The organism is Paenibacillus sp. NRS-1760, from assembly GCF_050467785.1.
Taxonomy (GTDB): Bacteria; Bacillota; Bacilli; order Paenibacillales; family Paenibacillaceae; genus Pristimantibacillus.
Genome location: NZ_JBITPK010000031.1, coordinates 1 through 12,356 on the forward strand (window position 1 = coordinate 1; position 12,356 = coordinate 12,356).

Annotated in this window: 13 protein-coding genes, 1 tRNA gene and 1 other annotated feature; of the genes, 5 read left to right on the forward strand and 9 right to left on the reverse strand. The window is 42.5% G+C overall.

Annotated features, from left to right (window positions below; genetic code table 11):
- Positions 1 to 79: 79 nt before the first annotated feature.
- Positions 80 to 321, reverse strand: a binding site (T-box leader).
- Positions 322 to 442: 121 nt separating this feature from the next.
- The 5 genes from ACIFSR_RS34150 to ACIFSR_RS34170 all read right to left on the reverse strand — a co-directional run bounded on the left by ACIFSR_RS34150 (position 443) and on the right by ACIFSR_RS34170 (position 2,770).
- On the reverse strand, positions 443 to 679 hold the full coding sequence (locus ACIFSR_RS34150; RefSeq protein ID WP_430063689.1) for a hypothetical protein: 237 nt from the start codon (positions 677 to 679) through the stop codon (positions 443 to 445).
- Positions 669 to 809, reverse strand: a complete 141-nt coding sequence (locus ACIFSR_RS34155) for a hypothetical protein (protein ID WP_430063691.1) — start codon at positions 807 to 809, stop codon at positions 669 to 671. Before ACIFSR_RS34155 ends, ACIFSR_RS34150 begins: the two co-directional genes overlap by 11 nt.
- A gap of 41 nt (positions 810 to 850) precedes the next feature.
- Entirely contained in the window at positions 851 to 1,588 is a 738-nt protein-coding gene (locus ACIFSR_RS34160) for a WecB/TagA/CpsF family glycosyltransferase (protein ID WP_339207102.1), read from the reverse strand.
- 154 nt (positions 1,589 to 1,742) lie between these two features.
- A complete protein-coding gene (gene bshB2, locus ACIFSR_RS34165; RefSeq protein ID WP_430063693.1) occupies positions 1,743 to 2,402 on the reverse strand; it encodes a bacillithiol biosynthesis deacetylase BshB2 in 660 nt (219 codons plus the stop codon).
- A gap of 23 nt (positions 2,403 to 2,425) precedes the next feature.
- Positions 2,426 to 2,770, reverse strand: a complete 345-nt coding sequence (locus ACIFSR_RS34170) for a YojF family protein (protein WP_076271788.1) — start codon at positions 2,768 to 2,770, stop codon at positions 2,426 to 2,428.
- Between the two features lie 365 nt (positions 2,771 to 3,135).
- On the opposite strand from ACIFSR_RS34170, the gene ACIFSR_RS34175 reads away from it, so the two are divergent.
- From ACIFSR_RS34175 to ACIFSR_RS34195, 5 genes are all read left to right on the forward strand, one after another.
- Positions 3,136 to 4,833, forward strand: a complete 1,698-nt coding sequence (locus ACIFSR_RS34175) for a methyl-accepting chemotaxis protein (protein WP_430063695.1) — start codon at positions 3,136 to 3,138, stop codon at positions 4,831 to 4,833.
- Positions 4,834 to 4,904: 71 nt separating this feature from the next.
- On the forward strand, positions 4,905 to 5,129 hold the full coding sequence (locus tag ACIFSR_RS34180) for a hypothetical protein (RefSeq protein ID WP_339207098.1): 225 nt from the start codon (positions 4,905 to 4,907) through the stop codon (positions 5,127 to 5,129).
- A gap of 89 nt (positions 5,130 to 5,218) precedes the next feature.
- Positions 5,219 to 6,079 carry a DUF4358 domain-containing protein gene (locus tag ACIFSR_RS34185; RefSeq protein ID WP_430063697.1) on the forward strand — a complete coding sequence of 287 codons (861 nt, stop codon included), beginning with the start codon at positions 5,219 to 5,221 and terminating at the stop codon, positions 6,077 to 6,079.
- Positions 6,080 to 6,181: 102 nt separating this feature from the next.
- A complete protein-coding gene (locus ACIFSR_RS34190) occupies positions 6,182 to 6,670 on the forward strand; it encodes a sigma-70 family RNA polymerase sigma factor (protein ID WP_339207096.1) in 489 nt (162 codons plus the stop codon).
- A complete protein-coding gene (locus ACIFSR_RS34195; protein WP_430063699.1) occupies positions 6,663 to 7,286 on the forward strand; it encodes a hypothetical protein in 624 nt (207 codons plus the stop codon). The genes ACIFSR_RS34190 and ACIFSR_RS34195 overlap by 8 nt, the downstream gene beginning before the upstream one ends.
- Before the next feature lie 2 nt (positions 7,287 to 7,288).
- On the opposite strand, the gene ACIFSR_RS34200 is transcribed toward ACIFSR_RS34195, so the two are convergent.
- From ACIFSR_RS34200 to ACIFSR_RS34215, 4 genes are all read right to left on the reverse strand, one after another.
- Positions 7,289 to 8,368, reverse strand: coding sequence for an acyltransferase family protein (locus ACIFSR_RS34200; RefSeq protein ID WP_430063701.1), 1,080 nt, complete (start codon positions 8,366 to 8,368; stop codon positions 7,289 to 7,291).
- Positions 8,361 to 10,124 (reverse strand): class I adenylate-forming enzyme family protein, encoded by a 1,764-nt coding sequence (locus ACIFSR_RS34205; RefSeq protein ID WP_430063703.1) that lies wholly within the window; start codon positions 10,122 to 10,124, stop codon positions 8,361 to 8,363. The genes ACIFSR_RS34200 and ACIFSR_RS34205 overlap by 8 nt, the downstream gene beginning before the upstream one ends.
- Positions 10,125 to 10,281: 157 nt before the next feature.
- On the reverse strand, positions 10,282 to 11,781 hold the full coding sequence (locus tag ACIFSR_RS34210) for a DHA2 family efflux MFS transporter permease subunit (protein WP_339207089.1): 1,500 nt from the start codon (positions 11,779 to 11,781) through the stop codon (positions 10,282 to 10,284).
- Positions 11,782 to 12,223: 442 nt separating this feature from the next.
- A tRNA-Val gene (locus tag ACIFSR_RS34215) sits at positions 12,224 to 12,299 on the reverse strand.
- Between the last annotated feature and the right edge of the window lie 57 nt (positions 12,300 to 12,356).

Sequence of the window (12,356 nt, forward strand, 5' to 3'; positions counted from 1 at the left end):
TTTTCAGTCCTATGCTCTACCAACTGAGCTACCGAGCCATAATATTTAATATCCCTGAAAATACAAATAGCCCCTCATCCGAAGGGACGAGAAGCCGTGGTACCACCCTAAATTAAAACGTCTCTGCAACAAAAACAGAAATGTTCTCACTTTAATTAATAACGGTTAACTAACCGGTGCTCCTCTACTTGCCGTTACTGGTTTCAAGGGACTGCTCCGGAGTGAACTTCAACCAACCCTTTTCCCAGAAACGCTCTCAATCTTCGGCGCTTCCTCCCTGTAAGTAGGTATTGATTTACTTTTCTCCATCTACGCATTTATATTGTTTTGAATAATTTTCCTAATAGTACGTTAAGATCCACAAAAAGTCAACAGTTGGAATTCATTAAAAAATATTTTGTGACTAGAATGCCAATTGGATCAAAAAAATACGGCAAATAATTTATGTTCTTTTGATATACTCATCATATTGTCGATCTTCTTTCCATCGTGTATGAATTTCAAATACGCCATCGTCAAAAAAGAGCGGTATTCGCCTTCTATATGAATCTTGCATAGGGATCGAATCCAACGCATTGATATGTATCCATTCGGCTTTCCCTTCTTTATGATCAGCCAGAAGATCGCCTTCAAATTCAGAAGTGATGTAATTAAATATCATATATCTTTCAGGCTTCAAAAAACCCTACTCTGCCGCCAGGTGCAATATATCCACTGAAATCGTCATGTGTACGATTCATCAACAATACTTTTCTTCCATGCGTAATTAAACAAACCGTAAATATTTTATGCGGAATGAAGTGATCCAATTAATCTTCCTCCGTAGGTGTAGATTAAGCCATGATTATAATCAGTTTCTTTCTTTGAATAACAATGCTTTCATTGCAAAGCGAGGTAAAATTAATTGCCTCTTCCATCTAGAAGGCTGCTTTATTAATCGATAAAGCCATTCCAAATTTAACTTTTGCCATATTACAGGCGCTCGCTTTACGGTTCCAGCAATTGTATCCAGACTCCCGCCAACGCCTATAGCAACCCTAGCGTTTAGACAATTTTTAAACGTATGAATCCAAAATTCGGCTTTAGGCGCACCTAAGGCAACGACTAAAACATCGGGACTCAAGCTTGCAATTTCATTCACAATTTTCGCGTCATCCTTAGGTTCAAAAAAACCATGATGCCTTCCGACAATAGACACGTTTGGGTATTTCAAATTGATCACTTCTAAAGCCTTTTTACTCGTCATCTCACTTGCGCCCAGCAGATAGAACGACCACTTTTTCCTATTGCCCATCTCCAATAGATTGATCAGAAGATCGCATCCCGTAACACGTTCTGGCAGCGGATTCCCCTTAAACCGAGAGACCATGACGATGCCTGCACCATCAGCAGTAAGGTGTGCCGCGTCGTTAATAATGGAACGAAGCTCTAAATTTTGCTGACAAGACATACTGATTTCTGGATTCAACGTCACCACGTGGAAAAGCTCTGTTTTTTTCTCTTTAATAACTTCGTCAATCAAATCGACAGTTTCACCCATCGTTATTTTAGGGATGGGAATGCCCATAATTAGCGAATGATTTTCCATTAGATCCACCTTGGTTTTTTATCCACATTCTAGCATAGATGAGTAACTCAAACTATCTAGTTCTTTCATGCTTTGATGAACTCTCTGCCGATCAACAGAAAAAAAGCTCTAAGGACAATTTCTTAGAGCTGCTTATCTTATTTATGAATATTTATTAGGCGAATGGATAAATCCAGAAACGCTCCGTTCCAAAGCGCTCTTGTATTTCCGCATCCTGAAGGGTTTTATTGCCCATTAACTCGGCCGCTTGAAACTGCGAACGATGTGCTTGTATCGAAGCCATTTTTTGATGCAAAAAAGGTTTAATATCATTCACGATTTGAGGTTTCCCAATCGCTTGTTGATGGTTTTTAGAAAAAGCTACGCAATATACGATTGGCCTCTCCGCTTGCGGCAGCCTGCCGACTGTCCTAATGACGGACGCCCCGCATGCATCGTGGTCGGGATGAACGCTGTAGCCTGGATAAAAAGTGTATACAATCGACGGATTCAGCTCCTGAATAAGAGCTTTTATTTGCCCATCCAACTGCTCATGATCTTCAAATTCGAGCATTTTATCATGAAAACCAAGCATTCTCAAATCTTGTATGCCGATGGCTTGGCATGATTCCTCCAGTTCAAGCTTGCGTATAGCGGGTAAAGTGACCCGATTGGCGAATGGAGGTATTCCCATATTTCGGCCCATTTCCCCAAGTGTCAAGCAAGCATAGGTCACATGAGCTCCATCTTGGATATGCTTAGCCAGTGTCCCCGAAACGGAGAAAGCCTCATCATCCGGATGCGGCAGTATAACTAAAATATTATTTTGTCCCACAGAATTTCTAATCTCCTCTCTCATCAGAAGGGTTCCTTGCTTAATTGCAGTGATACGACAAGTTTTCCTTGCCCATCATGACCTGCCAGAATCAGCCGCTCCGGTTCGTTCTCATCCCAGTGGGTAAGCCCCTCCGAGTATACCCAGCCTTGCGACATTTTCAAGCCAACCCGATAAGGCCCGCTCCCTGCAATCGAACCGTGAGAATAACGAATCACCACATTCGTAAGGAAATTGGCTGCTGGATGCTTTGAACTGTCGAGATGAGCAGCGTAAGCACCTGTAGTCATTTCAAGATGAATAAAAAGTTCCTGATTTTTAAAGCTATCTATCCTCTGCTGCACCTTTTCTTGATTAATCAGCTGCAACTTTATCCCTCCCCATATTTCAGAAAAACCATATCAATAAATCGGATACTGATACAATTTTATCATATTTGCACGAAAAGAAATAACGAGTGCTGTATGCTTGCAACTTTACTCAAGCGACTAGTTGATTTCTCAAATTGAACAAGTCATATACTTGCCTTTTGTGAATATATATACCTATTACTCACATGGTTCTACCGAACTAGATTGTCGAAAATATATATGATATACTAACTTACAAATTTCTAGAACATACTAGATTTTACCGTTCATATTCTTTCTGAGGCGATCATTTCAACAGTAACCCTGCTCATCTTGCCAATACCCCATTGCATCTTCAACAAGAATTTTACTGGAGGTTACCTATGAGAAACCTAACGATTAGCAAAAAACTGCTCGGAGGATTTATTTCTATTCTTATATTATTAACTATGATTTTGAGCATTAATTTAACTCAGCTCACATCGCTTAATCGTACATATACAGAATTAATTGAAGATCGAACACAAAAAATGCTGCATATTAAGAACATGGTCATAGCTGTAAAATCTGAGCAGGTTGCCATACGAGTTTACGCCATGCTTGGTGATCAAACGTCACTTAACGGGATAACTGCTGCTCATGAAAATTATATGAACATCAGTAAGCAGCTGGCATCTTCATTCTATACTCCTTCAATGATTGACTCGCTCAAGCAAGCCGATCTCATCGAAAATGAGTATTTTCAGCTCCTTGAAAAGGTTATCAGTCTCAAAAAGGAGAATCAAGAGAAGGAGTATACCACTCTTCTTGCGAACCAGGGACGCACTATAACAGCAAAGATTGAGAAAATTCTTACGGACATGGAAACCTATCAACAAGAGCAGCTGAACATAAGCTCAGCGAAAGCATCCAAACAAGTGGACGAAGTCATCAGCTTCATCATTACACTCGGGATCATCGCTCTTGTACTTGGCATATCCATCGCTTTGTTAATAGGCCGACTCATCACCAGACCCATTATTCAAGTCGTAAAAGCTGCGGAGAAGATTGCTTCTGGGGATCTTACAGGCAAAGCCATTACTATAAAAAATAAAGATGAAACGGGTATGCTTGCGAGTTCGTTTAACACGATGTCCGATAATCTTAGAGCTTTGATTAAACAAGTTGATTCCAATGCGGAGCAAGTAGCCGCATCCTCAGAAGAACTAAGTGCAAGCGCTGAACAAACATCGCTTGCAACGGAGCAAATCGCAGTTACTGTACAGGATGTTGCCTCTGGCGTTGAACAGCAAGTGAAGCTTGTGAATGAAAGCTATCAGACGATTAATGATATGTCGATTGGATTTCAGCAAATTGCTGAGAATACACATACAGTCTCTTCCAAAGCTTCCGAAGCGTCAGATAAGGCGGCTGTTGGGAACGAATCGATTAAAACAGCCGTTGCGCAAATGGGATCAATTAATGATACGGTCAATGGGCTTGCCTCGGTTATTGCGGAGCTTAATGGACAATCAAATGAAATCAACCAAATTGTTGGAGTCATATCGGATCTCTCCACACAAACCAATCTGCTCTCACTGAACGCCGCTATCGAGGCAGCAAGAGCTGGCGAGCATGGGCGCGGCTTTGAGGTCGTCGCAACGGAGGTGCGAAAGCTATCCGTACAATCGACACAATCAGCTAAGCAAATCGAGTCGCTCATCTCTACGATACAGATTGAAATGCATAATGCTGTTCAGTCTATGGAAGCTGTAACCAAGGAAGTGTTGTCAGGTATTTCTCTTGTTACTACAGCAGGAGAATCATTTGAATATATACAAAATGCCGTTAATGATGTCGCTTATGAATCCGTGAAGGTTTCCTCGGCTGTGCAGCAGCTAACCGCCGGAGTTGACGAAATTACCGGTTCAATGAAAATGATTTCCGAGGTGACCCAAAGCTCCGCGGCAGGTACAGAGCAGGTTATCGCCTCTACGCAGGAGCAGCTATCCTCTATCGAAGAGATATCCGCCTCCTCTAGTGCACTTGCAAAAATGGCGGAGGATTTGCAGCATAACGTGAATCGCTTCAAAACGAGTTAGAAGAACGTATGTTTTACCTCCGGCTTTTTATGGTATACTGCTACAATATTAATATGCTGGAGGTTTGCCTTATGAAAATTTATGTTATTCAATCATTCAATGAGGATGGTTTGGAAAATGTGTATGTAGGCTCAGATGAGGAAAAAGCATTATCGCTGAAAGCAGCTGACTTTGACAACTGCGATGCTCTCTTCGTTGAAATCTGGGAGGACGGCGGCAAAACAGATGATTTCCGCCTTGTAGAATCGTCCGAAGAAGATGAGGCAGACGATACAAATAGTGAAGAGATTCAGTAGTTTCGATCACCAATAACAAGTAAATGTGCAACCTTTTGTCGAACACTGTCGTCTAGTGTTCGACTTTTATTTTTTAAGGAGAGACATACATGCTACATATGAAGAAATCGTTATCCAAAATGGCTGTACTCGCACTCACAGTATCGATGCTCGCTGCAGGCTGCAGCGATGCCGGGAAAGAACCGGCAAAAAATGCATCAGGAAATGAGACAACGGTTACAGAACAGCCCACCGTACCTCCTGCAACAGAAGCTCCAACGGAAACCGAAGCTCCACCTGCTACGGAAGAACCTGCTGGTGATCAGGCAACAACTGAACCTGCAGCAACTGAAAAACCAACTGCAAATGACACAAGCAAGGAAAATGAAGCTGGCGTAAAACCTTCAGCTACTACAAAACCGACCGAAAAACCATCAGGTGCAAAACCTGAACAGAAACCGGCTGCAACAGCGAAGCCAACACAAAAACCGACGCAAAAACCAACAGTCAAACCAACACAAAAACCGAGTGCTACACAAAAACCTAGTGCAACGACTAAACCTCCTGTAAAGCCTTCTACGGACATTAAGGTTTCGGATATCACGACTAAAATTACGACCGATCTTGAATTTCCGATGCTTGGTAATGTAGAAGCTGAGCGTTTGAAGGATGTTTTCGGAACGGATTTTGATGGTCTCGTGACTGAAGGCGTCTACTTGCAGGCGATGATGAACGTTAAAGCTACTGAGCTCGCTATCGTCAAGTTGAAATCCGATAAAAGCTACGATGCTGTAGCTAAAGCTTTTGAGGCACGCGCAGCAGACATTCAAAAAACGTTTGAAACTTATTTGCAGGATCAATATGAGGATGCAAAAAACTACAAAATTGTTAGAAACGGAAACTACGTAATGCTGTCCATCTCGCATGATCAGGATGCAGTAGTGAAGATCTTCAACAGTTTCTTTAAATAATACTTTATTCACAAAAACCTGACCGACAGCGGTCAGGTTTTTTTATGGTTTTGAAACATTTTGCCTTGGTTGATCGTGTTAGGTGTGAAGGAGTCGACGATCATGCCAAATGAGTATTCAGATGAATATTTAACCCAGCTTGTTCAACGTTATGCGGATATGATAATGCGTATTGCTTTCACCTATCTTAAAAACAACGCAGACGCTCAGGATGTATGCCAAGAGGTATTTATAAAAGTTGTTAAGCTGCAAAAGACGTTCGAGCTGGCCGAGCATGAGAAAGCGTGGATTATTCGAGTTACGATCAACGCATGCAAGGATATGCTGCGCAGTTCATGGAAAAGATTCTTTTCTCCCATTCGTGATGCATCTATTCCGATCCAGCATTCAGACAACAGAGAAGTTGTTGCCCGCGTCTTAGAGCTGGATCAAAAATACCGGATCGTCATTTACCTCTATTATTTTGAAGATTACAGCACCGCAGAAATAGCCCAGTTATTGAACAGAAACGAGAGCACAGTAAGAACACAGCTTAAGCGCGCTCGTGAAATGTTAAAAGGGAGCATGATTGGAGGAGTCGCTAATGAATAGATACATAAGCGGAATGAAGGAAATTCAGGCTGGCGATGAGCTGAAGAAGCAGATGCTTCACCACGTACAGCAGCAGTCAGCGAGAAAACGCAAAACGTTATCCATAAAAAAAACAGCAACCCTATCGGCCGCTGCTTGTATAATTGTTTTTTTGGTTGTGCTTGGAGCATCCTTATTGCAGCATGAGAACAAAAAAACTGCATTTGGCGGTTTCGTTATTACGGCCTATGCTGCAGATGGCACATCGATTGAGATGAAACCTGAAACTCAGCTTCCGCTAGGAAAATATAGTCCGCTAATGAGCAGTGTACCCAGATTTCCAATTCGCATCGTTGCAGATGAAGCAGACATCATTGCAATTACCGTTACAGCAGGAAATCTTCTTCTTTGGTCCCCTTCAGACTCCAAGGTCATTCAAAAAGGAAGAAGCATGAAAACCACATCCGGTACCATTGTATACTGGACTCCTCTTGAAGAGGGCGAAGAACATTCTCTTAGTCAATCAGCTACGGTTTCAGTAACAGCCCTCGCGGGCAAAAAAGAGCTGGGTCGCCACGACATTGAAATAAACACGGATGACGGGCTAAATTATAGCGGAGTGGTCAAAACGCCCTAATCTTAGGATGCCACATTTCTTGTCTGCCGAGCCGAAAACGTTCTTGAGCTTGCACGCAGCAGCATTGTAACAGCTATGCATTCCAATAAGGTCATGAGCATCAGTGTGAAATCCTGCAAAACACTCATGCTGTCAACACTCCAGCCTAGCAGAGAAAGATTGGTCTGCATGAATAAAATATGACCAAAAAACGTTACGATGCTGAACAAACTGATTATTTTATGATAAGTCTGAACGGCTGGAAGCTCTATTTTAATCATTCCATAAAAAAGAAGCAGTGTATTCGGCAACATACTGAATGCAAGCTTATAATCTGTTGTCCATTCACTAAATCGAAGCAGCAGAAGCGTCTCCACTACCGTTAATCCCAATGCAAAAATCAGTATTGGTTTTACTTTTATTTGCATAAGCGTAGTCTCATACTTTGCCAGTAATACGCCCAAAGCCACGAACGTGAAGCCAAAGCCGATATATCTCGTCGCAAACAAATACAAATAATCGATGTAGGCAGGGTCGATCGCGGGAAAGCTCTCAGCTGTTATACCGAATAACGTTTTTAAGCTTCCTGAAACAAACTGCATGCCAATAAATCCAGTCAGCGTCAATATAAGAGCAAGGCGACTGTATTGCTTTTGGATAAGCCAATAAGCAGTTAATATACCAAACACAAGCGGCGGGATAAACCAAAATTGAACGAATGGTCCGTTTAGAAAAAATGCGATAAACAGTACCTTCGCTTGGATAAAGAGATTTCCTGCCGACCAGCCGTCGCTAATCAGCTTAGGAACGATGCTCTCTGCAACAAACAGACAACAAAATAAGCAATAAACGATTCCGATACGCAGCAAATATTTTTGAATATAAAGCCTTGGGTTTGCTGCATGGCTCCAGCCTTTATAGGCAAGAAAGCCTGCTACAACGTAGAAGCATGGCACAACTATTCTTGTAGCAAGACCAGAAAACTGGACAATCGCTTGCCCCGGCATTAAAGCCATATAGCGTAAAAGCATAAGATGCGCTACAAGCACAAGCAAGGAACCCGCCAGCTTGAATAACGTTATCCCTGGATAGTATTTACGCATTTCTTCTCAGCTCCCCTGTCCTATTCAGAACCAACGATTTAATTTCAGCCACTGAAATTTTACCCGTCGGTGAGAGAGGGAATACAGGCAAAAATACATAATAACGCGGCAGCTTAAACGTCGATAAATATGGAGCTAAATCATTTTTCAGCACACTATCGCTTAGAGTCGCTCCCTGCTTCGCTACAATACAAGCGCAAACTTGCTCACCATAAAGCTCATCCGGGACACCTATGACGAATGCATCCTCCACATCTTTATGTCGCAGCAGCACATTCTCAATTTCTACCGGAGAAATTTTTTCTCCGCCTCTAATAATCGTTCTGTGAAGCCTGCCTGTAATCGTTAAATGTTTCCGTTCATCCAGAAATCCTAAATCTCCGGATCGATACCACCCATCTGCCGTCATACTAGCCCTATCGTTAGTCTCGCTCGTGTAACGCATGACCCGATGACTTCGAATGGCAATCTCGCCATGCTCATGCGGCGGCAGCGTCTCTCCCGTCTCCGGATTTAATATTTTCACCTCTACAACCTTATCCACTCTTCCTCCAATGCTGTAGGACCCCTTTTCGAATTCCTTATATTGAATGAGCCCGTTTAAAAGATTTAAGTGCCTCAGCAGCTTATAAAGCAAATATAAAATAATATTTTGCCTCCGATTCACGAAACAAGTCCCATTAGCGACAGCACCTGCTTCCGAAGAGCCATAGCTTACCATAAAAAAGTAGAGGTTCAAGCCTTTCATTATTTTTTGCAATATCGTATTGTTAACTGCTGCTGAAGTAAATGCTACCCCTAGCAGTGATTTCAAATTGTACTCCTCTCTTTTTGGAGAAAGTACCATTTGCTGAATCATATATGGCGTACCTATAAGAACTTTACACTTTTCCTTCTCCACCGCTGACAGAGCATTTATGGGATTAAAGTGGCTGAGCATGACCATTCTAATATTGTATGTTTTTAAGCTTGCAAATAATGTACCAAATCCTCCTAGATGATAAAGCGGCAATAAATTCATAACCGAGAAATGACGAGTAAAGCGGTCACTGATTTTCATAAGCATGGCAATGCTTTTCTTAGGTTTACCCGCATTTTCAACAGCTAATAAGAAGGAAGCCGTGGAACGCAATACCCCTTTGGGAAGGCCCAGCGTACCCGATGTATAAAGCAGAATAAGCGGATCACTTGAGACATTCATATCACAGGCAGTTAAAAACGACTGTTCATCTACAGCTGCTCCAAGCAGCCGTAAATCTGAATAGGGCTGAAATAGCTCGTTTGCTTTTCCCTCTTCCTCCAGTACAAAAATATGCTTCGGGAACCAATTCCGATCTACTCCCTCTTTATGCAAATCCACTATTATTTCCTGCATGATCGTTGGATAATGGACATGCTGTCCTTGAGCTCCCATAATGATGGCTGCAGGGCGAGAATCTTTTAAATAATGCTCAAGCTCTTGTTTCTTAGAGTATGTATTAAGCGGAACAATGATAGCGCCAACGCAGGCCGCTGCAAACATCGAAATAATCATTTCCGCCCTACCAGGCATAATGATTACAATGGAGTCGCCTTTTTTGACCCCTAGTTGAATAAAGCTTTTCGCCAGCAAGCGCACCTCTTCCCAAATCATTAGCCATGTATAATGCTGATCAGCAGCTGGGTAACTGTATGCCACATCATGAGGATAATCTGCTGCTCTTTTTTGCAACATATAAGGAATTGTGTCCCCGCTCAAGCTACTTTTGTTTATCATTGCCTTTACCCCCGTGTCTATAAAATAATCCTATTATTGTACCGTCTCATACTGTGAACATTTATAATATAACACCGAGTCGGTTCTTAATAAAGAACAATTTTATAAAAAAAACGTCGAAAGGGCTTTTATAACAGCTCTTTCGACGCAATACTTATTATTTGGCAGAAACTGGGGATGGTACTGGTTTTGTTATTGTTTTTTCTTTTACCACGTTGCCCTTGATGTCATCCTTACGCTTCGCCTTGCCCACGAATAAACTAAGCGGCAATGCGACGACTGCTACCAACGTAGCAACAACATATACATCGTTAATGCTCATCGTGAAGGACATCATTTCAATGTGCAGCTTATCAACATCGCCAGCCTTCATGAAGTCGGTAGCATGTGTAATCGATCTTGATGCAAGCATCGTTGTAAAGATAGCAATCGCGAATGAGCCAAACACGTTACGCGTCCAGTTCGTTATCGCAGAAGCATGCCCCGACAGCTCCGCTGGAATTTGCTCCATTGCGGCGTTGCTTGATGGCATTACGACAAGTGCGATCCCGATGTTACGAACGATCATCCACCAGATGATGTAGGCATGCGAGACATCAAGACTTAGCCAGCTTAACGCCAGCGTACCGATTGTCAGCAGCACAATGCCGCTAGACATCAGCCAGCGCGGACCAATGATGCCGTACAGCTTGCCGACAACGGGCATAAGCAAAGCCATTGCCAGTGAAGCCGGCAATAAAATCATGCCCGTATCCATCGCGGATACATGCTGTATTCTTTGAAGAAATACGGGTGTGAGCAATGTTCCGGAATACAAGCTGATTGTTATAATATTAGCGATAATGGCATTAAGCGTAAAACGACCATTTTTGAATACGCGTAGATTAAGCAGCGGCGTTTCAGCCCGCAGCTCTCGCCATATAAATAGTATCAGTGAAATGCCGCCGATTACGAACAATGAAACAATTTTCCATGAGCTCCAGCCCCAGTTATGGCCTTGCCCCAGTGCAAGCAGCAAGGATGAGCTGCTCATGATAACCGTTAGGAAACCTAGCAAGTCGAAGCTCTTCGGAACGTTCATCCGATAATAAGGAATGTATGCATATACGCAGCCGATTGCGATCAGACCGATCGGCACGTTCATCAGAAACAGCCAATGCCAATTCATGTTCTCCAATATCCAACCGCTGATTGTAGGTCCAAATGCAGGAGCCAGCATTGCAGATAGCCCCCAAAATGCGATTGCCATCGCCTGTCTATCTTTTGGAATGATTTGATAAATGATCGACATTGTTGCCGGTATAATTAAACCACTGAATGCCCCTTGCAGTACACGGAACAAAATGAGTGAGCCTTCGCTCCAAGCCGATGCACACAATATTGACGTTAAGGTAAACCCAATTAACGAGAATAAGTATAGTCGTCTATAGCTGAATCTCTCCCCTAAATAACCGGCAATTGGAGCTGTAGTTCCCATTGCGAGCATAAAGCCAGTTAACGTCCACTGAACGGAGCCCAGAGTCGTATCAAAATGGTCCTTCAAAATTTCGAGCGCCAAATTTATCGTAGCCGAAGCCAATACGCATAAAAAGGACCCGATAAAAATAGCAGTCATTACTGGCCAAAAACGTACTTTCATGCCTTCTGCTTGGTTCATCTGTTTGTTCCACTCCTTATATATTTACTTTAGAACTTAACTATTATAGTTTAGCGCTAAAGTAATTTCAATGAAAATTATTATATTGTAAAATTTTTCTTTTAACCCCTGTTGTAGGACTCGTTTCATGCCGTCTCCATTCGGCTGTGGGAGTAACCGTAGCGCTTTTGAACAAGTAGGTCCAGCTTACTTGTTTCTAGGGTCCATACTCGGCGGTGGACGCTGTAATACAGCAGTAGGCATCAATGAATCTTTAATCCTGTAACTGATCAGCTGAGTTACGCCCCTTGTAAGCAAAATAGGGCTGCCTGCTATCCATTTCTCAGGATAGAGGGCAGCCCTTTTGAATTCGTTCATATGAAATTAACGTATCTCCAGTGAAAAGCTCTCTGAAAATAAAAAAACATTGTTCACAAGGAACAATGGTCTGTTAAAAAAGTAATGGTGGAGGATGACGGGATCGAACCGCCGACCCTCTGCTTGTAAGGCAGATGCTCTCCCAGCTGAGCTAATCCTCCATGGAAACACTAAAACCCACTGCGAGTGGGAGTCTTGCTTCATTGTGCGTTTTGCAC

Coding starts and splice junctions, on each gene's coding strand:
- ACIFSR_RS34200 (WP_430063701.1), bottom strand. CDS start 8,368: ATGCGTAAATACTATCCAGGGATAACGTTATTCAAGCTGGCGGGTTCC.
- ACIFSR_RS34195 (WP_430063699.1), top strand. CDS start 6,663: ATGAATAGATACATAAGCGGAATGAAGGAAATTCAGGCTGGCGATGAG.
- ACIFSR_RS34180 (WP_339207098.1), top strand. CDS start 4,905: ATGAAAATTTATGTTATTCAATCATTCAATGAGGATGGTTTGGAAAAT.
- ACIFSR_RS34210 (WP_339207089.1), bottom strand. CDS start 11,781: ATGAACCAAGCAGAAGGCATGAAAGTACGTTTTTGGCCAGTAATGACT.
- ACIFSR_RS34185 (WP_430063697.1), top strand. CDS start 5,219: ATGCTACATATGAAGAAATCGTTATCCAAAATGGCTGTACTCGCACTC.
- ACIFSR_RS34160 (WP_339207102.1), bottom strand. CDS start 1,588: ATGGAAAATCATTCGCTAATTATGGGCATTCCCATCCCTAAAATAACG.
- ACIFSR_RS34205 (WP_430063703.1), bottom strand. CDS start 10,124: ATGATAAACAAAAGTAGCTTGAGCGGGGACACAATTCCTTATATGTTG.
- ACIFSR_RS34190 (WP_339207096.1), top strand. CDS start 6,182: ATGCCAAATGAGTATTCAGATGAATATTTAACCCAGCTTGTTCAACGT.
- ACIFSR_RS34175 (WP_430063695.1), top strand. CDS start 3,136: ATGAGAAACCTAACGATTAGCAAAAAACTGCTCGGAGGATTTATTTCT.